Consider the following 23,857-nt stretch of genomic DNA (forward strand, 5'->3'; position numbering starts at 1 on the left):
GTTCCCCGGACCTTACCCGCGCGCGACCACCGCTTCCATCGCCGATTTCAGGTCATGCAGCAGGGTTTGCGCCATCGAGCGGAACACCATCAGCAGAAATCCGCCATCCTCCAGCCGCGTGACCGAGCCCGCCATATGCCCGATCCGGCAACGCGCCGTGGCGCCCGGACCAAATCCGGGCGCGCGCAGATCGACCGGCACCAGCCGCGCCAGAACCGCCTCGGCGCCGGTGCCGTCAAGACGCACCACCGTCCAGGCATCCGACTGATCGACCAGCACACCCGGCCCGGCCAGCTCCGCATCCGGCGCGGCGCCGGTCAGCAACACGCTGTCATGGCCGAACCAGATCGCACGCGCGTCACCTGCCGCCGTGGCCCGGCCCGCGCCGGGCCAGTCCAGCCCATGCGCCGCGCCCAGCGCCCTGGCCAGTGCGGCCCCCTGCCCTTTGCGCGGCGACAGCGCCGTCATATGGCCCGGTTCCACCTCGCTCACCGTCATGCCGCCGATACTCAGCGGCAATTGCCCCGCACAGGGCGTCTTTGCGAACAACCTATCCACGCATCCGCCCTCCCTCGGGGTCAAAGAAAACCGGACTGACCACCTCGCAATAGGTGGTCACCCCGCGCAGCCCGTCGACCATCTTGACGATCTCTCCGATCCGCTCGGGCCCATCGGCCAGAAAGCCCAGCCCGATCATGCAGCCCAGAACCGGCGAATGGCAAACCGAAGTCACATAGCCCTGATCATGCTCGCGCCGGGCGGCATCCTCTTGCCGATAGAGATGCGCGCCCGCCAGCAGCTTGCCCTCGGCGGCGATGGGTTTAAGCCCCACCAGACGCTCGCGCCCCGGCTCCTCCAGCCCCGGACGCTGCGCCATGGTCTTGCCGATACAATCCTTCTTGGCCGAGACCATGCCGCCCATGCCGATGTCATACGCGGTGACGCGGCCATGGATCTCGGCATGGGTGATGAAGCCTTTCTCGATCCGCAGCACGTTCAGCGCCTCCATCCCGTAGGCGCCGCCGCCCAGCGCCTCGGCCCGACGGACCAGCAGGTCAAACAGGCTGGCGCCATAGCGCGCGGGCACCGCGATCTCGTACCCCTCCTCACCCGAGAAAGAGATCCGGAACAGCCGGCCGACAACCCCCAGGACCGACACCGCGCCGCAGGACATGAACGGCCAGTCGGACGGATCGATCGGCGTGTCCATCAGCCCGTTCAGCACCTCGCGCGCCCTGGGGCCAGCGACGGCGAACTGCGCCCATTGCTCGGTCACTGAACAGATCGACACGTCCCACTCGGGATAGAGGCCCTGGGTCACGAATTCCAAATGCGCCATCACCTGTCCGGCGGCGGCGGTGGTGGTGGTCATCAGGTAATGATCCTCACCCAGCCGCGCAGTGGTGCCGTCATCCATCACATGACCGTCCTCGCGCAGCATCAGCCCATAGCGCACGCGCCCGACTTTCAGCGTCGAGAACATGTTGGTATAGACGAAATCCAACAGCCGCGCCGCGTCCGCTCCCTGAATGTCGATCTTGCCCAGGGTCGAGACATCGGCCACACCCACCGCGTTGCGCACGTAACCGACCTCGCGGTCGCAGCTCTGCTGCCAGTCGGTCTCACCCGGCTGCGGGAAATAGCTGGGCCGGTACCACAGCCCCGCCTCGATCATCGGTGCGCCGCGCGCCACAGTGGCGGCGTGCGAGGTGGTGAAGCGCTCGGGCTGGAACCCCTTGCCCTCACCCCCCGCGCCCAGCGCCGCGATGGCAATCGGGCTGTAGGGCGGGCGAAACGTGGTGGTGCCGGTCTCGGGGATGCCGCGCCCGGTGGCATCAGCCAGCACCGCCAGCGCCGCCACGTTCGAGCTCTTGCCCTGATCTGTCGCCATGCCCTGCGTCGTATAGCGCTTCATATGCTCGACCGAGCGGAAGTTCTCGACCGCCGCCTGTTTCACATCCTTGACCGTCACGTCGTTCTGAAAGTCGAGCCAGGCGCGCCCGCGCCCCGGTACCGCCCAGAGCGGCTCCAGAGCATAGGGCGTATCCTCGGCCACCGGCAGTGCGCCTTGCGCCGCCTTGATCCCCAGCGCGCCCAGAGCCTCGATTGCAGCCTCGGCCCCCTCGCGCAGACAGGCCATGGTCGAAAAGGCGCCGTTGCAGGCGCCTGCCGCGCGCAGGCCGGGCACCATGCCCGCCACCGGCACAAAGGCTGCAATGTCGCGGCGCCATTCGGGCCGCCCGTTCATGTGGCAGGTCAGGTGCAGGCTGGGGTTCCAGCCGCCCGACATGGCCAGGCAATCGGTGGCGATGCGTTCTTCGCCGCCGGGGTGGCGAACGGTGATCCGCTCCAGCCCCTGACGCCCGCCGCTGCCACAGACATGACCGCCCCGGATCATCCGCACCCCATCAAGGCGCGGCGCGTCATGGCGGCTGTCGATCAGGGCCGCCACATGCACCCCCGCCGCCAGCAGGTCGCGCACGGTACGATGGGTATCGTCATTGTTGCCGAACACGGTGACCGCACGGCCCGGGCTGACGCCCCAGCGGTTCAGATAGGCACGCACCGCGCCAGCGGTCATGATACCGGGCCGGTCATTGTCGGCAAAGGCGATGGGGCGTTCCAGCGCGCCCGCCGCCAGCACCGCGCGCCGCGCCACGATACGCCAGAAACATTCCAGCGGCGCGCCCGCGCCCCGGTCGGCGCGGTGATGCGAGACCCGCTCCAGCGCCGCATAGGTGCCCTGATCATAGGCGCCCGCGATGGTGGTGCGCGTCATCAGGCGCACATTCTCCATCCCGCGCAGCTCTGCCAGCGCCTCTTCGGCCCAGACCGCCCCCGGCTTGCCGTCGATCTCATAGGTCTCGGCCAAGAGGCGCCCACCCATGCGCGCGTCCTCGTCGGCCAGGATCACATCGGCCCCGGCCCGGCCCGCCACAAGCGCGGCCATCAACCCCGCAGGCCCGGCCCCGATCACCAGCAGATCACAAAAAGCAAATGCGCGCTCGTAGCGGTCGGTATTGTCCTGCCCAGACAGCGCGCCCAGCCCGGCGGCGCGGCGGATCACCGGCTCATACAGTTTCTCCCAGAAACTGCGTGGCCACATGAAGGTCTTGTAATAGAACCCCGCCCCCAGGAACGGCGCAGCCAGGTCATTGATTGCCATCAGGTCAAAGCTCAGCGAGGGCCAGCGGTTCTGGCTCTGCGCCTCCATCCCCTCATAAATCTCCTGCACCGTGGCGCGCACATTGGGGTCCTGTCGCCCACCGTGTCCCACCGTAACCAGCGCGTTGGGCTCTTCGCTGCCCGCCGTCAGAATGCCGCGCGGGCGGTGATACTTGAACGAGCGCCCGACCAGCCGGACCTCATTGGCCAGCAAGGCCGAGGCCAGCGTGTCGCCCTGATACCCGCTGTAGCCCACCCCGTCGAAGGTGAACGAGACCGGCCGGTCCCGCTCGATCAGCCCCTTGTCCTGAACCCTCATCGCCGTGCCTCCGAGGCCAGTTCGCAGCCCAGCACCTCATGGGTCAGCGTGTTGCGGGTGACCACCAGCCAGGCGCCGCAGCCATAGTGGTGATGCCACAGGTCGCGGGTCTCCCCGGCCGGGTTCTCGCGCAGATGCACATAATCGTCCCAGGCCTCGGCCCCTGCCTCAGGCGCCGGACGCTCCAGCGCCAGCGCGTGGCCCTTATAGGAAAACTCGCGGCTGTCACGACCGCCGCAATGCGGACAGGTAATCCTCATCGCCGTCCCCCAATCTTCATTCCGCCAAAAATACTCATATCCGGCCTCTCCCCCCTCAATGCAGGTTGTGTTGAGAGCCGGTGCCCTCTTCATCCAGGATGCCGCGCCCGGTGCGGAAGCGGTCCAGCTGGAACCGTGTTGCCGCCGGGTGGTACTGGTCCGTTGCCAAGAGATGCGCAAACACGTTGCCCGAAGCCGGTACCGCCTTGAACCCGCCGTAGTTCCAGCCGCAATTGACATAAAGCCCGTCGATATGGGTGCGGTCGATGATGGGCGAGCCATCGGGAGACATGTCCATGATGCCGCCCCAGCTGCGCAGCACCCGCGCCTTGCCGATCATCGGCATCAGCGCCATGCCCGCCTCCATCACGTGCTCGACCGTGGGCAGGTTGCCGCGCGCCGCGTAGGAGGCATAGAAGTCAAGGTCGCCGCCAAAGACCAGCCCGCCCTTGTCGGACTGGCTGATATAGAAATGCCCCATGCCAAAGGTGATCACGTGGTCGATCACCGGTTTCAAGCCCTCGGTGACAAAGGCCTGGAGGATATGGCTCTCGATCGGCAGGCGCATGCCCGCCATCGCCGCCACCTGACTGGAGCGGCCCGCCGCCACCATCGCCACCTTCTTGGCGCGGATCGGGCCGCGCACCGTCTGCACGCCCGTCACACGCCCGTTCTCGACGTCGATCCCCGTCACCTCGCAATTCTGGATCAGGTCGACGCCGCGACTGTCCGCCCCCCGCGCATAGCCCCAGGCCACCGCGTCATGACGGGCGGTGCCGCCGCGCGGGTGATAAAGCGCGCCATAAAGCGGAAAGCGCTGATCGTCGAAATTGAGGAACGGTACCTTGGCGCGCAGTTCCTCGCGCCCCAGCAGGATGGCATCGTCGCCCTGGCTCAGCATCATGTTGCCACGGCGCGCCGCCGCATCGCGCTGGCCGTCGGAATGGAACAGGTTCAGGATGCCGCGCTGCGAATGCATCACGTTGTAGTTCAGGTCCTCTTCCAGCCCCTCCCAAAGTTTCAGCGAATGCGAGTAGAATTCGGAGTTGCCCTGAAGAAAGTAGTTGGCCCGCACGATGGTGGTGTTTCGGCCAATGTTGCCCCCACCGATATAGCCGCGCTCCAGCACTGCGACATTGGTCAGCCCGTGATTGCGCGCCAGGTAATAGGCGGTGCTCAGCCCGTGGCCGCCGCCGCCGATGATGACAAGGTCATATTCCGGCTTGGGAGCCGGGTCGCGCCAATGCGGCCGCCAGCCCTTGTTGCCGGTCAGCCCCTCCTTCAACACCCGAAGGCCCGAAAACCGCATCGCCGTCTCTCCCAACCTGGTATCGCCGTCATAACGAGTAACACTGATGGGCAAGGTCTCAAGGCCGTAATCGACAGAGACTGGTCTGTCCGCGACTAATCCTGTCGCTCACACGACAGAGACCAATCCCGGCAACGTCGACCCGAAGCCAAGTCAAACCATATCGGGGATCAGAGGTGCCGGTTCAGCGGCCTCGGGGTCCGCGCGATCAGAAGCGGATCCGAAAGGCAATGCCTGCGACCGGAGCGGTGCCATAGGATTGGCGACTGATTTCAGCCCCTGCGGCATTCTCCAGCTTCAGTTCCCCGTCCAGTTCGACCCCCGCGAAAACCGTCAGGCTGGTTCCAGGATTGGGCGCATAGTCCAGCGACAGCACGACCGGGATGCTGGTTTCCTCGCCCACGCCCCCCGGAGCGGGGCCGCTTCCGTCCAGCCGGAACCGCACGCTTTCCGACCGGGCGCCCAGCGAAAGGCGCATTTCATCTGACAGGGCATAGCTCAGGGACAACCCCGGCCCCTGCGTCGCGCCAAGACCGGTCCCGGTGCTCAGCGACCAGCGGTCGTCTATCTGCCAGTCGACCAGCAAAGCCGGAAAGACCTGCAACCCGCTGTCACCCAATTCGGAGAAAGCGCCAAAAGCGGGGCCGATCCTGAGACGGTCATTCACCTGCCACGCCAACCCCGCGAACATGCCCCAGGTACGCCCGTCCGAGGCGCTGGCCCCGGCTTCGTAGTTCCACCGCACCTGCGGCGCAAGGAACAGGCTGGTTCGATCACCAACCGGCAGGCGCAGGGGGGCCGAGACCCGGATATCGCGAATATCCCCCCAGGGCTGAACCGCGACTCCGCCCGAAAAATCGTAATCGACCTGCCCGTAGCTGACCAGCAGACCGGCCGAAGCACCGCTATCGAAACGGTAGAGAGCCCCGGCCCGCAGGAATGTGCGCGCCGCCGACATTTCGCCGCCACCCGAGAGACCGGCCTCGCCCTGATAGAGCGCCATACCATCGACAACCGGCGCCCAGCCTGATTTCGGCTGCGCCTGTCCGGCCTGCGCTCCGAGGAGCGAAAGCAACGCAATTGAGATCGCGTAAAATATTCTGGGCATGGGACACTCTTTCGATGCAAGACTCTGAATAGGATAGCGCCCGGATACCCCCTGCCCAGCCCACCGGCTGCGGAAACGAAAAAGGCGTACCGAAGTGCGCCTTTCCCAACACGGTCGCCGGGTTCAGAGGCCCTTGGCGCGATAGCTCTTGGCGACCCGGTCGATCGAGACCAGATAGGCGGCGGTGCGCAGATCCTCGACATCGCCCCGTTCATGCCAGACATCGCGCATGGCCTGATAGGCGATGCGCATGGTGTCATCTAGCCCCGAGCGCACCAGCTCCAGTTCGTCGGCGCCGCGCAGGTATTTCTCCTTGAACTGCGGCGTCATCGACCAGGCATCGCCCAGATAGCGGTCCAGCCGTTCCAGCTCGTCCACCACCAGCTGGTGGCGCGCCTCTTCCTGGCGGCGCTGCATGCGGCCGAACCGGATATGGCTGAGGTTCTTGACCCACTCGAAATAGGACACCGTCACACCGCCCGCGTTGGCATACATGTCGGGAATGATCACGCATCCCTTCTTGCGCAGGATCTCGTCGGCACCGGCGGTGACCGGGCCGTTGGCGGCCTCGATGATCAGCGGCGCCTTGATCCGGTCGGCATTGTTGAGGTTGATCACCCCCTCCAGCGCCGCCGGGATCAGGATGTCGCACTCCTCTTCCAGTACCTTGGGGCCATCGGTCACATGAGTGCCGTCCGGGAAACCGGTAACGCCGCCATGCTTGACGATCCAGTTGTGCACCGCCTCGACATCCAGCCCCTCGTTGCTGACCAGGGCACCGTCGCGCTCGATAATGCCGGTGATAACACAGCCGTCTTCCTCGCTCAGGAACTTGGCCGCATGATAACCCACATTGCCGAGGCCCTGCACGATGACGCGCTTGCCGTCGAGCTTGCCCTCGAGGCCCGATTTGCCAACCCCGACGCGGTCGCGGAAGAATTCCTGCAAGGCGTATTGCACGCCGCGACCGGTGGCCTCGACCCGGCCATGGATGCCGCCCGCATTCAGCGGCTTGCCGGTGACACAGGCGCGCGCGTTGATGTCGGTGGTGTTCATGCGTGCATATTGGTCGGCGATCCAGGCCATCTCGCGCTCGCCCGTACCCATATCGGGGGCAGGCACGTTCTGGGACGGGTTGATCAGGTCGCGCTTGGCCAGCTCATAGGCAAAGCGGCGGGTGATCTGTTCCAGCTCGTGCTCTTCGTATTGCCGCGGGTCGATACGCAACCCTCCTTTCGAACCGCCAAAGGGCGCCTCGACCAGGGCACATTTATAGGTCATCAGCGCCGCCAGCGCCTCGACCTCGTCCTGATTCACCGCCATCGCGTAGCGGATACCACCCTTGACCGGTTCCATATGCTCCGAATGGACCGAACGATAGCCGGTAAAGGTCTGTATCTGGCCGCGCAGGCGCACACCGAACCGGACCGTGTATGTGGCGTTGCATACCCTGATCTTCTCTTCCAGTCCCGGCGGCAGGTCCATCAGGGCCACCGCCCTGTTGAACATCATATCCACGCTTTCTCTGAAACTGGGCTCGTTCTTGCGGGTCATTAACCAAAAACCTCCATGACCTTCTCCGACTCGGGTGATGACACCTTGTCGCAGGCAACATATGACGCTTCGTCACAGGAGTGCGACATTTTTAATCGCTTGAAGAAATCGAAACCGGTCAAAACGGCGATTCGAGCGGGTATCTGGCTTCATTGTCAGCACAGGGGAAACAAAGCCGACGCAACCAGTCGGAATGTCTTTAACACACGGTTAACATTCACCCTTTCGGGCGAATTGCGCCCCAATCCTGCCATCTTTGCCGGGCACAAACCGTAAGTGGAACTGTGATCTCCGGCTGGGGTTCTGCCGGGAAGGTAGGTGGAAGATGTTCGATACGCTGATCAGCATCGGTGCGGCAACGCGTCGTGTTCATACCCGGCTCAGGGACCGCGGCCATGCATTTGCGCGCGAAGAAGACGGGCTGATGACCGTGATGGCGCTGTTTCTGTTCCTGGCCCTTGTCGGTGCCGCGGGAATAGGCGTGGACCTGATGCGCTATGAGCAGAAACGCGCCGCATTGCAATATACGATGGACCGCGCCGTTCTGGCCGCGGCCGACCTCGACCAACAGGTTTCGCCCGAAACCGTGGTGCGCTCGTATCTCGAAAAGGCCGGGTTGCTCGAATATCTCTCCAGCATCTCGGTTGAAGAGGGTCTCGGCTATCGAAAGGTTTCCGCGACCGCCACCGCAGATCTGCCCACCCATTTCATGAAACTCTCGGGCTATGACACCCTGACGATTCCCGCCGCCAGCACCGCCGAGGAAAGCATCGGAAACGTTGAAATCTCGCTGGTGCTCGACGTGTCGGGTTCGATGAACAGCAGCAGCCGGCTCTATAACCTCAAGAACGCGGCCAAGGAATTCATCGATCACATGCTGTCCGCGACCGAACCGGGCGCGGTTTCGATCTCGATCATTCCCTATGCAACCCAGGTCAATGCCGGCCCCGACATCCTGCCCTATTACAATGTCAGCACCGAGCACACCTACTCGCATTGCGTGAACTTCATCGATGACGAATTCAGCCAGCCCGGCCTCTCGCGTGTGACGCCGCTGGAACGGACGATGCACTTCGACCCGTTCACCTATTCCAAGGATCCGATTACGACGCCGGTCTGCCCGGTGCGCGCGAGCACCGCGATCCTGCCGTTCACCAACAACCAGACGGTGTTGGAAAACTATATCGACGGGATGACCGGTCGCGGCAACACCTCGATCGATATCGGCACCAAGTGGGGGGTCGTCATGCTGGATCCCGGCACCCAGAGCGTGATCAGCGGCCTGATCGCCGACAACAAGGTTCCCGCGATCTTTCAGGGTCGCCCCAGCGCCTATGACTCGGGCGATGTGCTCAAGGTGCTGATCGTCATGTCGGACGGTGAGAACACCGACCAGTACATGCTGAACCCGTCGCTGCGCACCGGAAACTCACCGGTCTGGTACAACGCGGCCGAAGATGTGATCAGCGGGTCGCCCGACAACAACACCACCGATGCGTTCAGCATCTATCACGACAACGGCGGCGACTCTTACTACTGGCCGGACCAGAACCGCTGGTCGGACCACCCCTATGGCAACGGTCAGAGCGAGGTCTGCGGCTACAATTCCAATGGCCAATACAACTGCGCCATGCATGACGAGCCGGGAACCGCCGTTCAACTGACCTATGCCGATCTCTTTGCCAAGGTATCGCTGGCCTATAACGCCTATTACAACTTCGAATTCACCAGCAACGCCTGGGCGGAATGGTACACTGCCGCCATGACGCACAAGGAGGCCACGGCCAAGGACCAGCGCACGGACCATGTCTGCGACGCGGCCAAGGACGAGGGTATCATCGTCTATACCGTCGGCTTCGAGGCCCCCGCGAACGGCCGCCGCGTACTCAAGCGCTGCGCCAGCTCGGACAGTCACTACTATGATGCCGTAGGGCTGGAGATCAGCGACGCCTTCACCTCGATCGCCTCGTCGATCCGCAAGCTGAGGTTGACACAATGATACGGCGACTGAGCACTTTCCTGCGCCGGTTCCGCAAGGGCGAGGACGGCAACGCAACGGTGGAATTCGTTATCGTGTTCCCGGCGGTGATCGGGGTGATGCTGGCGGGGGTCGAGTTGACCTTCATGACGCTGAACCACGCGATGCTGGAACGGGCGGTGGATATTGTGGTGCGCGATCTGCGCCTGAACACGGGCTCCAACCCCGGTCACAACGAGCTCAAGTCGCGGATCTGCGACAAGGCCGTGTTCATCCGCAGCTGCAGCACCAACCTCAAGCTCGAGATGATCCGCCAGGACCCCTATGCCGGTATCACCCTACCGGCAACGCCGGACTGCACCGACCTGTCCGCCGAGGCGCGCCCGGTGCGTAACTTCGAGAACGGTCAGGCCAACGAGCTGATGGTGCTGCGGGCCTGTGCCAAGATTGACCCGATCTTTCCGACCTCGACGCTGGGGGCGACGCTGGCCAACGAAGAAGGTCAGTATGCCCTGACCGCCATGTCGGTCTTTGTGCAGGAGCCGTTGTAACGCCATGCTGATGACACGCATTCTAAACTCTCTGCGCCTGTTCCGCCGTAACGAAGAAGGTTCGATCGCGGTCGAGGCACTGCTGACGGTGCCGATGCTGTTCTGGACCATCATGATCGGCTATACCTATTTCGATGGGTACCGTGAGGCGGCCTCGAACGTGAAAGCCGCCTATACGATCGGCGATCTGATCTCGCGCGAGACGCGCACCATTGACGATGCCTATATCGATTCGATGGTCGATCTGTTCGAACATATGGTGCAGGACACCGACAATCTTCAGGTTCGCATCTCGCTGCTGCGCTATGACCAGAAGCAGAACCGGCACCGGGTACGCTGGTCGGCCAATCGCGGCTTTGATGGTACGTTGAGCAACGCCAATGTCGCTACGGTCAGCCCGCGCCTGCCGCCGATGTCCGATCAGGACACGCTGATCCTGGTCGAAACGAGGAACGTTTACCGATCACCCTTCCGGGTCGGGCTGGAAGACACCGACATGGAAACCTTCATCTTTACCCGTCCGCGTTTCACCAACGAGATCGCCGGCAGCGTCTGACGCTTAGCGCGGCAAGGTTCCATCGCGTTCCGCCATCATGGCCGAGAGCATCTCGGCCATGAATTTCGTCTGCGACCCGGGGGTGACGCCGCCGATGCCGATCCGGCGGCCCATCCGCCACCACAGGCCCGGCTGCCATATGCGCCCGCCCGGCACAGAGGTACGCAGCAGGAACCCGTTCGACGGCTTGAACGCAAAGACGCCCCGGTCCAGGGCCTCGATATCGGCAATGCGCGCGATCACGGTGCCGTCACTGCCGCGCAATTCCGTCGCAGTCATCTCGACCCGCCCCGCCGTCGCCTGGAACATGCGCTGCGCCAGCCACAGCGTCAGCGCCCCCAGCACGATCAGAAAGACCTGCCAGACCAGCGCGGGCGGTGTTACGACCGCCACATAGATCAGCAGCGCGCCCAAAATCGTCAGCACCGCCAGCGCCAGCCAGCGCCGGGGCGCCGATGCCTCGATCGTAGCTAAAACCTCATCCTGCATCTGCTTGCGTCCCCTTGTCCGTTGCGCCTGCATAACCGATTGCGCAGGCGCCGAACAGGCATCTTGCCCTACCCACAAACCCCGAGTTAGCGTGGTGGCCATGAGCTATCCCGCCAACCGGCCCGACCGTACCCGTCCGACCGATGCCGCCGCCGGGATCGAGACCACCGAGGCGTTCGAGCGCTTTTCCCAGCGCAATGACGTGTTCACCCGCGCCATGTGGGATCCGTCGGTGCGGTCGAAACAAACGGATGCCTTCTTTGCCTCCTACCGGATGGAGGCGGCGCCGCGCCGGGGCGATGGGTTCACCCAGCGTGATTTCGCGCTGCGCAACGCCGCCTGGCTGATCTCGGACGTGGTCACCAACCGGTTTGCTGCCGAGGGGCGGCGCGAGGGGTTCCAGGCCCCGATCAGCTATGACACGCCGGTGGCGCCGCAACAGGTCGAGGTCGACGATCCCGCCGCCATGCGCGCCGAGATCAAGCGCGTCGCTCACTTCTTTGGTGCCGATCTGTGCGGCGTGACCGAGCTGGACGAACGCTGGCACTATACCACCCGCGTCGATACCCGCGACATGAGCGAGGCGCCGTTGGGCCTGCCGGAGGGTCTGACCTCGGTCATCGTGCTGGGCCACGAGATGGAGCGCGACCTGGTGGCCACCTACCCCTCGGCGTTGGCCGGGGCCGCCACCGGGCGCGAATACAGCCACGAGGCAGCGGTGGTGATGCAACTGGCCGCCTATATCCGCAATCTGGGATACGAGGCCGTGGCCTCGATGAACGACACCGGGCTGGTGATCCCCTATGCGGTCAAGGCGGGCTTGGGCGAATATGCCCGCAACCAGATGGTGATCACGCCGGAATTCGGCCCCCGGCTGAGGTTTTCCAAGGTGTTCACGAACCTGCCACTGGCCCATGATGTGCCGCGCCCACGGGGCGTGCGCGCCTTTTGCGACATCTGCACCGCCTGTGCCGATGCCTGCCCGGTCAAGGCGCTGCCCTATGGGCCGCCCTCGGATGTGGCGCCGAATGTCTCGGCCATCCAGGGTGTGCGCAAATGGACCTCGGATGCCGAGAAATGTTTCGGCTTCTGGGCCAAGCTCGCCTCGGATTGCGCGATCTGCATGCGGGTCTGCCCGTTCAACCGCGACTATGCGCGGCGGCGCAACCGATTATGGCTGCGGCTCGCGCTGTCGCCGCTGCGCCACCTGGCGCTGCGGCTGGCGCGCGGGCACGGCAAGCGGCGCAAGCCTGCGGAGTGGTGGGCCAGAACCCGAACCTGACAATCCGGCGGCTGTGCGCCGCTGCACAAGCCCGGTGGCGCGACGCGGAATTGCCTTGGCGACCGCGCCTCCTATCTTTTCACCAGCTTTCACAGCCCAAGCGAGACCCCACCATGTCCATTCGTCCCATCCTTGAAACCCGCCGCGCAACCCCCGCGCTCGAAGGTGCGGGGGTCAAGCTGCACCGCGCCTTTGGCTTTCATGACCCGACCGAGCTGGACCCGTTCCTGCTGTTTGACGATTTCCGCAACGAACATCCGCAGGATTACCTGCGCGGGTTTCCATGGCATCCCCATCGCGGCATCGAAACCATCACCTATGTGCTGGCTGGCACGGTGGAGCACGGGGATTCGCTGGGCAATACAGGCACGCTGGGCGCGGGCGACGTGCAATGGATGACCGCCGGGTCGGGCATCCTGCATCAGGAGATGCCGAAAGGAAATCCGCAAGGGCAGATGCACGGTTTCCAGCTTTGGGGCAACCTGCCCGCCAGCCAGAAGATGACGGCACCCCGCTATCAGGATGTGGCCGGCAGCGAAATCCCCGAGGTGATCGACGATGACGGCACAAGGGTACGGGTGATCGTCGGTAGCTTCTGGGGCAAGACCGGCCCGGTGGACGGGATCGCCGCCGATCCGCAATATCTCGATGTCTTTGTTCCGGCGGGGGTGAAGAAGACGTTCCGGATCGACACCTATCGCCGCGCCTTTGCCTATGTGTTCGAAGGCGCAGGCGCGTTTGCCGATGCCTCGGCGCCAACCGGTGTGCTGCTGGAAAAGGAGGTGGCGGGCGAGGAGGTCAATATCCGTGACCTGTCCGGCGACCGCACCCTGATCCGCTTCGGCACAGGCGACGAGGTGACGGTGCAGGCCGGGCCGGAGGGGGTGCGTTTCCTGTTGATCTCGGGCGCGCCGATCGCCGAGCCGGTGGCCTGGCACGGGCCGATCGTGATGAACACGCAGGAAGAGCTGATGCAGGCCATGCGCGACCTGCGCAACGGCACCTTCATTCGCCCCGCGCATTGAGGCGCGCGGAATTCTGCAAGAATTCCGGCCCGGAAAACATGCGTTTTCCGGGCCGTTTTCCGAAACGGAAAACGACTAGGCCGCCACCGCCTTGCGCACCATATCCCAATAGATGCCTTCCACCTGGTCGAGCGACAACCGCCCCTCGGCCCGGTACCAGGTATTGACCCCGTTCAGCATCGCGATCACCGCCAGCGTCGCGATCTTGGTATCGGGCACCGCAAAGGCGCCCTCGGCGACCCCGGCCCGCAGGATCGCCTCCAGATCATCCTCATAGCATCTCCGCAGCCCTTCGATGGTCGCGAAATTCTCGGGCGTCAGGTTGCGGAGTTCCATATAGGCGATGAAAACCTCGTCGGGCCTGTTCAGGTGGAACCGGATGTGAAAGCCCACGAAATCGCGCAACCGGGTCAGCGCATCGCCACGCACCCGATCTTGGCGCGCCGACAGGAGTTCGTCCATGTGCCGGTGCATCAGCCCAAACAGCAGGCTCTGCTTGTCCGGTGTATAGTTGTAGAGCGCGCCCGCCTGCACCCCCACCTCGCCGGCGATCTGGCGCATCGACACCGCGGCAAACCCGTGCCGCGCAAACAGCCTGAGCGCCGCGTCCTGAATGCGCGGGCCGGTGATATCGGAATGAGAGCCTTGGGTACGTGCCATGGGGTCACGCTATCTGAACATACGTTCAGATAAAAGCCCCGCTTGCGCCGCAGCCCGCAATTTACGACAAAAGGGGCACCCTTCAACAGGTCCGGTGGCCGCATGCCTAGATCCGCATTTCTTTCTTTGCTGCTGCTGGCGGCGGCCTGCACACAGGTGCCTGAGTTGAACGAGCGGATCGGCCCCGATCTGCGCAAAGCGGAATTTCCCAAACTGGTGCCACTGGACGAGGCTCTTGGCCCGCCCGCCGACCCCGAGGGCGAGGCCCTGGCGGTGCAGAAGTCCCTCGAAGCGCGCCGCGACGCCTTGGCCCAGCGCGCCCGGCGCCTGCAAGAGGCGACCGACCAAGACACCTCGCAGACTGAGACCGAATAACACGCCCGACGATTGCACGCCCGCCCCGAACGGGCTAAGGCACGCGGCAAGGGACCGGCCCGGCAGGACCGGTCCAGGCACGAGCAGAAAGGACAGACAGCATGAAACCGGCATTGCGGCTTGGGATCGCGGGATTGGGAACCGTGGGCGTCGGCGTTGTGCGCATCATCCGCCGTCAGGCCGATCTGCTGGAGGCGCGCACCGGGCGCCGGATCGAGATCGTGGCCGTTTCGGCCCGCGATGCGGGCAAGGACCGGGGCATCAACCTGTCCTCTTACGCGTGGGAAACCGACCCGGTCGCCCTCGCCCGCCGCGACGATGTCGATGTGTTCGTCGAATTGATGGGGGGCGAGAACGGCCCCGCCAAGGCCTCGATCGAGGCCGCGCTCGCTACCGGCAAGGACGTGGTCACCGCCAACAAGGCGCTGCTGGCCATCCATGGCCAGGCCCTGGCCGAACAGGCCGAGAACGCAGGCCGGGTGATCCGGTTCGAGGCCGCGGTCGCCGGTGGCATCCCGGTGATCAAGGCCCTGACCGAAGGGCTGGCCGGCAACGAGATCACCCGCGTGATGGGGGTCATGAACGGCACCTGCAACTATATCCTGACGCGGATGGAATCGCAGCGTAAAGGCTATAACGCGCTGTTTCAGGAATGCGCCGAACTGGGCTATCTCGAGGCCGATCCGACGCTGGATGTGGGCGGGATCGACGCGGCGCACAAGCTGGCACTGCTGGCCGCAATCGCCTTTGGCACCAAACCGCATTTCGACGGAATCGACATCGAGGGGATCGAGCGCATCAACCTCGAAGATATCGCCTATGCCGCCGATATGGGCTATCGGATCAAGCTGCTGGGCGTGGCCCAGCGCAGCGGGCGCGGGCTGGAACAGCGGATGCGGCCCTGTCTGGTGCCGGCGGACTCACCGCTTGGCCAGCTCGAGGGCGGCACCAACATGGTGGTGATCGAGGGCGACGCCGTGGAACAGATCGTTCTGCGCGGCCCTGGCGCGGGTGAAGGCCCCACGGCCAGCGCCGTGCTGGGTGATATCTGCGATATCGCGCGCGGCTTCCGCCTGCCGGTCTTTGGCCAGCCCGCCGCCACGCTGGCCGAGGCTGACAGCGCGCAATCAAACTCTCCGGCGCCGTATTACCTGCGCCTGCTGCTGCCCGACCGTCCGGGTGCGCTGGCCAAGGTGGCCGCCGCGCTGGGCGATGCCGGGGTCAGCATCAACCGGATGCGCCAGACCGGCCATGACAGCGCCGAGGCGCCGGTGGTGATCGTCACTCACAAGACCCAGCGCGCCGATCTGGACGCCGCACTCAATGCCATGACGGCGGCGGGTGTTCTGGCCGCCGAACCTGTGGCGCTGAGAATCGAGGCGGTCTGACCCGCCCGAACCGTTTTCGCAAACATGCTTGTGGAACCCCGCCGCGCTGCGCTAGAGGGTCAGTAAGCCATCTGCAAGGAATTATTCATGTCCTCCATGCCCGAATTTCATGACCGTATGCTTTCCCTGGGTCTCGCGCGCGTGGCCGAACAGGCCGCGCTGGCCTCGGCCTCGCTGATCGGACGCGGCGACGAGAAGGCCGCCGACCAGGCCGCGGTGAACGCGATGCGCGAACAGCTGAACCTGCTCGACATCGCCGGTGTGGTGGTGATCGGCGAAGGCGAACGCGACGAGGCGCCGATGCTGTATATCGGCGAGGAAGTGGGCACCGGCAACGGTCCGGGCGTCGATATCGCGCTGGATCCGCTGGAAGGTACTACGCTGACCGCCAAGGACATGCCCAACGCGCTGACCGTCATCGCCATGGGCCCGCGCGGCTCGATGCTGCACGCGCCCGACGTCTATATGGACAAGCTGGCCATCGGCCCGGGCTATGCCGATGGCGTCGTGTCGCTCGACATGTCGCCGCGCGAACGGGTCGAGGCGCTGGCAGCGGCCAAGGGCTGCAAGCCGTCAGACATCACCGTCTGCATTCTGGAGCGTCCGCGCCACGAGGCGATGATCGCCGAAGTGCGCGAAACCGGCGCGTCGATCCGGCTGATCACCGATGGTGACGTCGCCGGGGTGATGCATTGCGCCGAGGCCGAGACCACCGGCATCGACATGTATATGGGCTCGGGCGGCGCGCCCGAGGGGGTGCTGGCGGCGGCTGCGCTGAAATGCATGGGCGGGCAAATATTTGGCCGGCTCCTGTTCCGCAACGATGACGAGCGCGGCCGCGCCGCCAAGGCCGGCATCACCGATCTGAACCGCGTCTATACCCGCGACGAGATGGTGACGCAGGACGTGATCTTTGCCGCCACCGGGGTGACCGGCGGGTCGCTGTTGCCGCGCATCAAGCGCGAGCCCGGCTGGGTCGAGACCACGACGCTGCTGATGCGGTCCAAGACCGGCTCGGTGCGGCGGATGAGCTATCGTACCCCGGTCTGAGCCTTTGGCGGGGAATGCGGCTGACGCCGCAGCCTCCGGCGGGAGTATTTGAGGCGAAATGAAGGGCCGGGTCCGGGGCGGGTCCGGCCTTTGCGCATGAGGTGAGTGGTGAGCTATCTGGGCATCGAACAGTCCCTGAGCGGGCGGCGCTGGGTCGGCCCCGATCTCGAGACCGAGCGGGCGGCGCAGATGATGCGGCAGCAGACCGACCTCCCGCAGGCGGTGTGCCAGGTGCTGGCCCGGCGCGAGGTCCCGGCGATCGAGGCGCGCGGCTTCCTTGACCCCAAGCTCAAGGAACTGCTGCCCGATCCGCGCAAGCTGAAGGATATGGAAATCGCGGCGACACGGTTCCTGGCCGCGGTGGCCCGGCGTCAGCGGATCGCGGTCTTTGCCGATTACGACGTGGATGGCGGCAGTTCGGCGGCGCTGCTGATCTGCTGGCTGCGCGAGATGGGGTTGGGAGCCACGCTGTATGTGCCCGACCGTATCGACGAAGGCTATGGCCCCAACGAGGCCGCGATGGCGGACCTGGCCCGGGGCCATGACCTGATCGTATGTGTCGATTGCGGCACGCTCAGCCATGGCCCGATCGCCGCCGCCAAGGGCGCCGATGTCATCGTGCTGGACCACCATCTGGGGGCCGAGACCCTGCCCGACTGCGTGGCGGTGGTGAACCCCAACCGACAGGACGAGAGTGGCGATCTGGGCTATTTCTGCGCCGCCGGCGTGGTATTCCTGATGCTGGTCGAGGCAGGCCGCCAACTGCGCACGCGTGGGCAACGCGGGCCGGACCTGATGGCGATGCTCGACCTGGTGGCGCTGGCCACCGTGGCCGATGTGGCGCCGCTGATCGAGGCGAACCGGGCGCTGGTGCGCCAGGGGCTGAAGGTGATGGCGCAGCGGCAGCGGCCCGGCCTGGTGGCGCTGGCCGATATCGCGCGCATGGACGCCATGCCCAACACCTATCACCTGGGCTTTCTGCTGGGGCCACGCGTCAATGCCGGGGGCCGCATCGGGCAAGCCGATCTGGGCGCCCGCCTGCTCGGCACCGACAACATGAGCGAGGCGCAGGCCCTGGCCGAGCGGCTGGACCTGCTCAATACCGAGAGGCGCGAGATCGAGACCGCCGTGCGCGCCGCAGCACTGGATCAGGCCGAAACCCGCGGGCTTGAGGCGCCGTTGGTCTGGGCGGCGGGCGAGGGCTGGCATCCGGGCGTGGTGGGCATTGTCGCCTCGCGCCTGAAGGATGCCGCCAACCGGCCCGCCATAGTCATCGGTTTCGACGGCGACGAGGGCAAGGGCTCGGGCCGCTCGGTGGCGGGTGTCGATCTGGGCGCTGCAATCCAGCGGCTGGCATCCGAGGGGCTGCTGGTCAAGGGCGGCGGTCACAAGATGGCCGCCGGGCTGACGGTGCTGCGCGACCGGCTGGAGCCGGCGATGGAACGGCTGTCAGAACTGCTGGCCAAACAAGGTGCGGGCCAAGGCGGGCCGGCGGATTTGCGGCTGGACGGCGTTCTGATGCCGGGGGCGGCCACGGTCGAGCTGCTGGAACAGATCGAGCTGGCAGGCCCTTATGGCGCCGGCGCCCCTGCCCCGCGCTTTGCCCTGCCCGACCTGCAAATCCGCTTTGCCAAACGGGTCGGCGCATCGCATTTGAAACTGTCGCTGGCCGACGGGATGGGCGGCGGGCTGGACGCGATCCTGTTTGGCGCCTTCGATGGCGAGATCGGTCCGATGCTGGAAAACCACGGCGGCGCCCGGTTCCATTTCGCGGGCCGGCTCGAGATCAATTCCTGGGGCGGCAGGCAGAGCGTGCAGTTGCGTGTCGACGACGTCGCGCGCGCCTGAGCAATTGAAAACAAAGACTTTTCAGGGCCTTGCAAAAAAGTTTCACAAATTGCGTTTTTCCGCTTGCGAGGGGCAAGGGGACACCATAAAACGCCCTCCACAAGCCAGCGTGGCCCGTTCGTCTATCGGTTAGGACGCCAGGTTTTCAACCTGGAAAGAGGGGTTCGATTCCCCTACGGGCTGCCATTTCTCCCTGATATCCTCTTGGTCTACCCCGCATCGCCGCCGATGCAGCGGCTGTTCCGCTTATGTTGTGCTGCCCGAATGCGGGCCTTTCCAGAGCAGCCAGGCAGGCGACAAATGCCGAGAGAATTTCGCATTTCCCCTCTTGCGCCGTGCCGCGACTCTCCGTAAAAGCCGCCTCACGCCAAGCGCGGCCCGTTCGTCTATCGGTTAGGACGCCAGGTTTTCAACCTGGAAAGAGGGGTTCGATTCCCCTACGGGCTGCCATTTCACCCGATCAACAGGCCCTTGCGGACAGCCCGGTCATCGAGCGCGGCGTGGCAGCCACAGGACCGTGATAGGGGCTGGCACTTTTGCATGTGATGGCTTACCTCAAAATCTCGGAAAGGAAGCCCGCGACATGCCTATCAAGATCCCCGCACATCTGCCCGCCTATGACATTCTGACCCGCGAGGGGGTCATGGTCATGTCCGAGGACCAGGCCGCGCGGCAGGATATCCGGCCCCTGCGGATCGGGCTTCTGAACCTGATGCCCAAGAAGATCCAGACCGAGACCCAGTTCGCCCGTCTGATCGGCGCCACGCCGCTGCAGATCGAACTGAGCCTGATCCGGATGACCGAGCATCAGACCAAGACCACCGCCGCCGAACATATGGAAGAATTCTATCGCCCCTTTCAGGAGGTGCGCGACGAGAAGTTCGACGGGCTGATCATCACCGGCGCCCCGATTGAACATCTGGAGTTTTCGGACGTCACCTATTGGGACGAATTGCGCGAGGTGTTCGCCTGGAGCCAGACCAACGTGCATTCAACATTCGGCGTCTGTTGGGGCGGGATGGCAATGATCAACCATTTCCACGGCATCCGCAAACATATGCTGGACCACAAGGCATTTGGTTGTTTCCGGCACCGTAATCTGGACCCGGCCTCGCCCTATCTGCGCGGATTCTCCGATGATTTCGTGATCCCGGTCAGCCGCTGGACCGAGATGAAACAGGCCGAGATCGACGCGGTGCCCGAGCTGGTGACACTGTTGGGCAGCGACGAGGTCGGCCCCTGCCTGGTCGCCGATCCGGAGCATCGCGCGCTCTATATCTTCAACCATTTCGAATATGACAGCGACACGCTCAAACAGGAATATGACCGCGACGTCGCGGGCGGCACCGCGATCAACGTGCCGATCAACTATTATCCCGACGACGATCCCTCGCGGCAGCCGCTCAACCGCTGGCGCAGCCATGCGCATTTGCTCTATGGCAACTGGATCAGCGAAATCTACGAGACCACGCCCTATGATATGGCGCGGATCGGGTTGGAATCCACCGACCTGCGGGGCTGAGCGGTCATGCGGGTGCTGCTGATCCTATTGTTGCTGGCGGGGGGATTCTGGGCGCTGACCCTGTGGCGTGCCGCCCGGCACGAGGCACGCGCGCAGGCCAGCCATCCCCCGCAGGGCCAGTTTGTCACCGTGGACGGGACGCGCATCCATGCCGAGGTCATGGGCAGCGGCCCGGAACTGGTGATGATCCACGGCTCGAACGGCAATACCCGCGATCTGAGCTTTGTACTTGCGCCGATCCTGGCCGGGCATTTCCGCGTCATCCTGCTGGACCGGCCCGGGCTGGGCTATTCCGATCCTGCCCCCGCCGGGGCCGAGGATATCGCCGGTCAGGCGCAGCTGTTGATGCGGGCGGCGGTGCAACTGGGCGCCGAACGTCCCATCGTGCTGGGCCACAGCTATGGCGGCGCGGTGGCGCTGGCCTGGGCGGTGCATCACCCCGACCGGCTGGCGGCGCTGGTACCGGTGGCCGCCGCGTCGAACCCCTGGACCACGCCGCTCGACCTGCTCTATCGGATCACCTCGACCCGGCTGGGCGCGGCGGTGGCAGTGCCACTGATCACCGCCTATGTGCCCGACAGCTATGTCGCCCGCGCGCTGGACGACGTCTTCGCCCCGCAACCGGCACCCGCAGGCTATGACGCGCATTTCGGCCCCGGCCTGTCCCTGCGTCGCGGCTCGCTCAGGGCAAATGCGCGACACCGGGCCAGCCTGTTGGAGGAAATCAAGGCGCTGCATCCGCGATATCGCGAAATCGCGGTGCCCACCGAGATCGTGCATGGAACCGAAGATGACACCGTGAATTTCGACCTGCATTCGGCCACCCTGTCGCGGCAGATCCCCGGCGCGGTGCTGACCGCCCTGCCCGGCATCGGCCACATGCCCCAACATGTGGCGGCCGAGACAGTCGCCGAGGCGGTCCTGCGCGCCGCGACACGTGCGGGTTTGCGTTAATCGCCAACAGCTTCCATATTGAACCCAAACGGCAGCACAAGGGAGCGCGGGCAAATGATGGGCGCGGCAACAGGCGAGATTTCCCGCTATTTCAACGACAAGGCGCCAAAGGACATCCGCCGCGCCATCGAGAAGGCGGACAAGGACGATATCCTGAACCCCAGCTATCCCTATGACGCGGAAATGTCATCGAAAGCCTACCGGGCCGAGATGGAGGCCTTGCAGATCGAACTGGTCAAGCTTCAGGCCTGGATCAAGCAGAGCGGCGCCCGCGTCGCCATCCTGTTCGAAGGGCGTGACGCCGCCGGCAAAGGCGGCACCATCAAGCGGTTCCGCGAGAACCTGAACCCGCGCGGCGCCCGGGTGGTGGCGCTGGCCAAACCAACCGAGGCCGAGCGCAGCCAATGGTATTTCCAACGCTACATCCAGCATCTGCCCTCGGCGGGGGAATTGGTTTTCTACGACCGCAGCTGGTACAATCGCGGCGTGGTCGAACATGTGTTCGGCTGGTGCAGCGAAGACGAGCGCGAGCGCTTCTTTCGCCAGGTTCTGCCCTTTGAACATGACCTGACCGATGACGGCATCTATCTGTTCAAGTTCTGGCTGAACGTGGGCCGCGCCGAACAGCTGCGCCGGTTCCACGACCGCGAGCGCGACCCGTTGAAACAATGGAAGCTGAGCCCGGTCGACATTGCCGGGCTGGACAAATGGGAGGCCTATTCCGCCGCCATCTCGCAGACCCTGACCCGCAGCCATTCCGACAGGGCGCCCTGGACCGTGATCCGCTCGGACGACAAGAAACGCGCGCGGCTGGCGGCGATCCGCACCGTGCTTGCGGGCATCGACTATGACAACAAGGACCGGGACGCGACCGGCCAGCCCGATGCGGCGATCTGCGGAGGCCCCGACATCTGGAATGCGTAAGCAGGGCTATCATCACGGCAATCTGAAACAGGCGCTGATCGACGCGGCGCTGGAGTTGATTCGCGCCAAGGGTCCAACCGGGTTCACCCTGTCCGAGGCCGCCAAGACCGCCGGGGTCACCCCCGCTGCAGTCTATCGCCATTTCGACGGGCGCGAAGAGCTGATCGCCGAGGCCGCCCGCCAAGGGTTCGAGATCTTTGCCGACCTGATGCAATATGCCTATGACAAGGGCCAGCCCTCGGCACTGGCCGCGTTCGAGGCGACAGGCCGCGCCTATCTGGCCTTTGCCCGCAAGCATCCGGGCCATTACATCGCCATGTTCGAAAGCGGCATCTCGGTCAACCGCAGCCCGGAACTGGCCGCCGCCGCCAATCGCGCCAAAGCGGTGCTGGAACAGGCCGCCGCCGATCTGAGCGACCACATTCCCCCCGAAAAACGACCGCCCGCCGCCATGGTCTCGGCCCATATCTGGGCGATGAGCCACGGGGTGGTCGAGCTCTACGCCCGCAATGCCGGCGCCACCGCCCCCTTTGCGCCCGAGGATCTACTGGAATCCGGGGTCGGAATCTATCTGCGCGGGCTGGGCCTGATCCCGCCCGACTGACAAAGCCCCTTGTCTCGGGTGGGGTGTCCCGCTACCCAGACAGGGACATTGACGGAGTAAACTTGCCGTGAGCCATTCGATTTCCAACACCACCCTTGTCCGCCGCGACCGCCTGCGCCAGTTGCAACAACGGGAAAAAGCCTGGTTCGACCTGGAATTCCTCAAGGCCATGGCGCCCGACGATCGCAGCCGCTGCATCGACCTGTTGGACCAATCGAAATCGCAGCTGCGCCAGGACCTGTTCGCGCTGTGCCAGACCGGGTTCAAAGAGGGCGGTTTCTTTGTCGAATTCGGTGCCACCGACGGGATCGAGCTGAACAATTCCTACCTGCTGGAGACCGGCTTCGGCTGGAGCGGCATCCTGGCCGAACCGGCACGCGGCTGGCATGCCGCGCTCAAGGCCAACCGCGCCGCCACCATCGAAACCCGCTGCGTCTGGCACACATCAGGCGAAACGCTGGGCTTTACCGAGGCGCCGCGCGGCGAAAACTCGGGCATCTCGACCTTCGTCAAATCCTCGCGCCGCATCCGCGGCCAGAACTACAAGGTCGAAACGATCTCTCTGGTCGAGCTGCTGGAAACCCACAAGGCGCCCGCGCATATCGACTATATCTCGATCGACACCGAGGGCAGCGAGTTCGACATCCTGAACGCCTTCGACTTCGACCGCTGGACATTCGGGGTAATGACAGTGGAACACAACCACGCCCCCCAGCGCGAGGACATCCACGCCCTGCTGACATCCAAGGGGTATCGCCGGGTGCTGCCAGACATCTCGCGCTTTGACGACTGGTACCTGCGCGACGGGTGAGACCTCCCCTTTCTGGTTCGGACTGGATGGCCGCTGGTTCGCGCGTGATTTTGCGTTTTTTGGAGAAGCGTCGAGTTTCGCGCGTAATCAGTGCGGCGGCCGGGTTTTGCGCGCCATCAGACGGC

At 64.7% G+C, this 23,857-nt stretch carries 22 protein-coding genes and 2 tRNA genes; 16 read left to right on the forward strand and 8 right to left on the reverse strand.

Features of this window, described 5'->3' with window-relative positions; genetic code table 11:
• Positions 1-12: 12 nt before the first annotated feature.
• The 6 genes from AC2FNA_RS02020 to AC2FNA_RS02045 all read right to left on the reverse strand — a co-directional run bounded on the left by AC2FNA_RS02020 (position 13) and on the right by AC2FNA_RS02045 (position 7,715).
• Entirely contained in the window at positions 13-558 is a 546-nt protein-coding gene (locus tag AC2FNA_RS02020; RefSeq protein ID WP_496824045.1) for a sarcosine oxidase subunit gamma, read from the reverse strand.
• Positions 551-3,484 (reverse strand): sarcosine oxidase subunit alpha family protein, encoded by a 2,934-nt coding sequence (locus AC2FNA_RS02025; RefSeq protein ID WP_496824047.1) that lies wholly within the window; start codon positions 3,482-3,484, stop codon positions 551-553. The genes AC2FNA_RS02020 and AC2FNA_RS02025 overlap by 8 nt, the downstream gene beginning before the upstream one ends.
• The gene (locus AC2FNA_RS02030; RefSeq protein ID WP_496824049.1) at positions 3,481-3,744 is read right to left on the reverse strand and encodes a sarcosine oxidase subunit delta; all 264 of its coding nucleotides are present in this window, start codon (positions 3,742-3,744) and stop codon (positions 3,481-3,483) included. The genes AC2FNA_RS02025 and AC2FNA_RS02030 overlap by 4 nt, the downstream gene beginning before the upstream one ends.
• Before the next feature lie 55 nt (positions 3,745-3,799).
• Positions 3,800-5,053 (reverse strand): sarcosine oxidase subunit beta family protein, encoded by a 1,254-nt coding sequence (locus tag AC2FNA_RS02035; protein ID WP_496824051.1) that lies wholly within the window; start codon positions 5,051-5,053, stop codon positions 3,800-3,802.
• Positions 5,054-5,261: 208 nt separating this feature from the next.
• Positions 5,262-6,161: a hypothetical protein gene (locus AC2FNA_RS02040; protein ID WP_496824053.1), complete on the reverse strand. Its 900-nt coding sequence runs from the start codon at positions 6,159-6,161 to the stop codon at positions 5,262-5,264.
• Positions 6,162-6,284: 123 nt separating this feature from the next.
• Positions 6,285-7,715 (reverse strand): Glu/Leu/Phe/Val family dehydrogenase, encoded by a 1,431-nt coding sequence (locus tag AC2FNA_RS02045; protein WP_496824055.1) that lies wholly within the window; start codon positions 7,713-7,715, stop codon positions 6,285-6,287.
• 325 nt (positions 7,716-8,040) lie between these two features.
• Here AC2FNA_RS02045 and AC2FNA_RS02050 point away from each other — a divergent pair, with 325 nt between their 5' ends.
• Genes AC2FNA_RS02050 through AC2FNA_RS02060 form a run of 3 tightly spaced genes read left to right on the forward strand, consistent with a single transcriptional unit; the run spans position 8,041 to position 10,800 of the window.
• The gene (locus AC2FNA_RS02050) at positions 8,041-9,714 is read left to right on the forward strand and encodes a pilus assembly protein TadG-related protein (RefSeq protein ID WP_496824057.1); all 1,674 of its coding nucleotides are present in this window, start codon (positions 8,041-8,043) and stop codon (positions 9,712-9,714) included.
• Positions 9,711-10,244: a TadE/TadG family type IV pilus assembly protein gene (locus tag AC2FNA_RS02055; RefSeq protein ID WP_496824058.1), complete on the forward strand. Its 534-nt coding sequence runs from the start codon at positions 9,711-9,713 to the stop codon at positions 10,242-10,244. Before AC2FNA_RS02050 ends, AC2FNA_RS02055 begins: the two co-directional genes overlap by 4 nt.
• A 4-nt stretch (positions 10,245-10,248) precedes the next feature.
• A complete protein-coding gene (locus AC2FNA_RS02060; RefSeq protein WP_496824060.1) occupies positions 10,249-10,800 on the forward strand; it encodes a TadE/TadG family type IV pilus assembly protein in 552 nt (183 codons plus the stop codon).
• 3 nt (positions 10,801-10,803) lie between these two features.
• On the opposite strand, the gene AC2FNA_RS02065 is transcribed toward AC2FNA_RS02060, so the two are convergent.
• Positions 10,804-11,289 (reverse strand): hypothetical protein, encoded by a 486-nt coding sequence (locus AC2FNA_RS02065; protein WP_496824062.1) that lies wholly within the window; start codon positions 11,287-11,289, stop codon positions 10,804-10,806.
• A 100-nt stretch (positions 11,290-11,389) separates the two neighbouring features.
• Between AC2FNA_RS02065 and AC2FNA_RS02070 the strand changes: the two genes are divergently transcribed.
• Both AC2FNA_RS02070 and AC2FNA_RS02075 read left to right on the forward strand, forming a co-directional pair.
• A complete protein-coding gene (locus tag AC2FNA_RS02070) occupies positions 11,390-12,571 on the forward strand; it encodes a 4Fe-4S double cluster binding domain-containing protein (protein WP_496824064.1) in 1,182 nt (393 codons plus the stop codon).
• Positions 12,572-12,684: 113 nt separating this feature from the next.
• Entirely contained in the window at positions 12,685-13,596 is a 912-nt protein-coding gene (locus AC2FNA_RS02075; RefSeq protein WP_496824066.1) for a pirin family protein, read from the forward strand.
• A 75-nt stretch (positions 13,597-13,671) separates the two neighbouring features.
• Here AC2FNA_RS02075 and AC2FNA_RS02080 read toward each other — a convergent pair whose 3' ends face one another.
• Positions 13,672-14,256: a TetR/AcrR family transcriptional regulator gene (locus tag AC2FNA_RS02080; RefSeq protein WP_496824067.1), complete on the reverse strand. Its 585-nt coding sequence runs from the start codon at positions 14,254-14,256 to the stop codon at positions 13,672-13,674.
• Positions 14,257-14,358: 102 nt separating this feature from the next.
• Between AC2FNA_RS02080 and AC2FNA_RS02085 the strand changes: the two genes are divergently transcribed.
• From AC2FNA_RS02085 to AC2FNA_RS02135, 11 genes are all read left to right on the forward strand, one after another.
• Positions 14,359-14,631 carry a hypothetical protein gene (locus AC2FNA_RS02085; RefSeq protein ID WP_496824069.1) on the forward strand — a complete coding sequence of 91 codons (273 nt, stop codon included), beginning with the start codon at positions 14,359-14,361 and terminating at the stop codon, positions 14,629-14,631.
• Positions 14,632-14,732: 101 nt separating this feature from the next.
• Positions 14,733-16,019: a homoserine dehydrogenase gene (locus AC2FNA_RS02090; RefSeq protein ID WP_496824071.1), complete on the forward strand. Its 1,287-nt coding sequence runs from the start codon at positions 14,733-14,735 to the stop codon at positions 16,017-16,019.
• Positions 16,020-16,115: 96 nt separating this feature from the next.
• Positions 16,116-17,069 (forward strand): class II fructose-bisphosphatase, encoded by a 954-nt coding sequence (gene glpX / locus AC2FNA_RS02095; protein WP_234170086.1) that lies wholly within the window; start codon positions 16,116-16,118, stop codon positions 17,067-17,069.
• Between the two features lie 108 nt (positions 17,070-17,177).
• Positions 17,178-18,917 (forward strand): single-stranded-DNA-specific exonuclease RecJ, encoded by a 1,740-nt coding sequence (gene recJ / locus AC2FNA_RS02100; protein WP_496824073.1) that lies wholly within the window; start codon positions 17,178-17,180, stop codon positions 18,915-18,917.
• Positions 18,918-19,028: 111 nt separating this feature from the next.
• Positions 19,029-19,103 (forward strand) — tRNA-Glu (locus AC2FNA_RS02105).
• 189 nt (positions 19,104-19,292) lie between these two features.
• A tRNA-Glu gene (locus AC2FNA_RS02110) sits at positions 19,293-19,367 on the forward strand.
• A gap of 133 nt (positions 19,368-19,500) precedes the next feature.
• Positions 19,501-20,439 carry a homoserine O-acetyltransferase MetA gene (gene metA / locus AC2FNA_RS02115; protein WP_496824075.1) on the forward strand — a complete coding sequence of 313 codons (939 nt, stop codon included), beginning with the start codon at positions 19,501-19,503 and terminating at the stop codon, positions 20,437-20,439.
• 6 nt (positions 20,440-20,445) lie between these two features.
• Positions 20,446-21,393: an alpha/beta fold hydrolase gene (locus AC2FNA_RS02120; protein WP_496824077.1), complete on the forward strand. Its 948-nt coding sequence runs from the start codon at positions 20,446-20,448 to the stop codon at positions 21,391-21,393.
• 54 nt (positions 21,394-21,447) lie between these two features.
• Positions 21,448-22,317 (forward strand): polyphosphate kinase 2, encoded by an 870-nt coding sequence (gene ppk2, locus AC2FNA_RS02125; protein ID WP_496824079.1) that lies wholly within the window; start codon positions 21,448-21,450, stop codon positions 22,315-22,317.
• Positions 22,310-22,921 (forward strand): TetR/AcrR family transcriptional regulator, encoded by a 612-nt coding sequence (locus AC2FNA_RS02130; protein WP_496824080.1) that lies wholly within the window; start codon positions 22,310-22,312, stop codon positions 22,919-22,921. Before ppk2 ends, AC2FNA_RS02130 begins: the two co-directional genes overlap by 8 nt.
• Before the next feature lie 67 nt (positions 22,922-22,988).
• Positions 22,989-23,732 carry an FkbM family methyltransferase gene (locus AC2FNA_RS02135; RefSeq protein WP_496824082.1) on the forward strand — a complete coding sequence of 248 codons (744 nt, stop codon included), beginning with the start codon at positions 22,989-22,991 and terminating at the stop codon, positions 23,730-23,732.
• Positions 23,733-23,857 lie beyond the last annotated feature (125 nt).

Source organism: Ruegeria sp. YKSD163 (assembly GCF_059612905.1).

Excerpts from the sequence above, each read along its gene's own strand:
- AC2FNA_RS02025 (WP_496824047.1), bottom strand. The coding sequence starts at position 3,484 with ATGAGGGTTCAGGACAAGGGGCTGATCGAGCGGGACCGGCCGGTCTCG.
- AC2FNA_RS02030 (WP_496824049.1), bottom strand. The coding sequence starts at position 3,744 with ATGAGGATTACCTGTCCGCATTGCGGCGGTCGTGACAGCCGCGAGTTT.
- AC2FNA_RS02035 (WP_496824051.1), bottom strand. The coding sequence starts at position 5,053 with ATGCGGTTTTCGGGCCTTCGGGTGTTGAAGGAGGGGCTGACCGGCAAC.
- AC2FNA_RS02040 (WP_496824053.1), bottom strand. The coding sequence starts at position 6,161 with ATGCCCAGAATATTTTACGCGATCTCAATTGCGTTGCTTTCGCTCCTC.
- AC2FNA_RS02045 (WP_496824055.1), bottom strand. The coding sequence starts at position 7,715 with ATGACCCGCAAGAACGAGCCCAGTTTCAGAGAAAGCGTGGATATGATG.
- AC2FNA_RS02050 (WP_496824057.1), top strand. The coding sequence starts at position 8,041 with ATGTTCGATACGCTGATCAGCATCGGTGCGGCAACGCGTCGTGTTCAT.
- AC2FNA_RS02055 (WP_496824058.1), top strand. The coding sequence starts at position 9,711 with ATGATACGGCGACTGAGCACTTTCCTGCGCCGGTTCCGCAAGGGCGAG.
- AC2FNA_RS02060 (WP_496824060.1), top strand. The coding sequence starts at position 10,249 with ATGCTGATGACACGCATTCTAAACTCTCTGCGCCTGTTCCGCCGTAAC.
- AC2FNA_RS02065 (WP_496824062.1), bottom strand. The coding sequence starts at position 11,289 with ATGCAGGATGAGGTTTTAGCTACGATCGAGGCATCGGCGCCCCGGCGC.
- AC2FNA_RS02070 (WP_496824064.1), top strand. The coding sequence starts at position 11,390 with ATGAGCTATCCCGCCAACCGGCCCGACCGTACCCGTCCGACCGATGCC.
- AC2FNA_RS02075 (WP_496824066.1), top strand. The coding sequence starts at position 12,685 with ATGTCCATTCGTCCCATCCTTGAAACCCGCCGCGCAACCCCCGCGCTC.
- AC2FNA_RS02080 (WP_496824067.1), bottom strand. The coding sequence starts at position 14,256 with ATGGCACGTACCCAAGGCTCTCATTCCGATATCACCGGCCCGCGCATT.
- AC2FNA_RS02085 (WP_496824069.1), top strand. The coding sequence starts at position 14,359 with ATGCCTAGATCCGCATTTCTTTCTTTGCTGCTGCTGGCGGCGGCCTGC.
- AC2FNA_RS02090 (WP_496824071.1), top strand. The coding sequence starts at position 14,733 with ATGAAACCGGCATTGCGGCTTGGGATCGCGGGATTGGGAACCGTGGGC.
- glpX (WP_234170086.1), top strand. The coding sequence starts at position 16,116 with ATGCCCGAATTTCATGACCGTATGCTTTCCCTGGGTCTCGCGCGCGTG.
- metA (WP_496824075.1), top strand. The coding sequence starts at position 19,501 with ATGCCTATCAAGATCCCCGCACATCTGCCCGCCTATGACATTCTGACC.
- AC2FNA_RS02120 (WP_496824077.1), top strand. The coding sequence starts at position 20,446 with ATGCGGGTGCTGCTGATCCTATTGTTGCTGGCGGGGGGATTCTGGGCG.
- ppk2 (WP_496824079.1), top strand. The coding sequence starts at position 21,448 with ATGATGGGCGCGGCAACAGGCGAGATTTCCCGCTATTTCAACGACAAG.
- AC2FNA_RS02130 (WP_496824080.1), top strand. The coding sequence starts at position 22,310 with ATGCGTAAGCAGGGCTATCATCACGGCAATCTGAAACAGGCGCTGATC.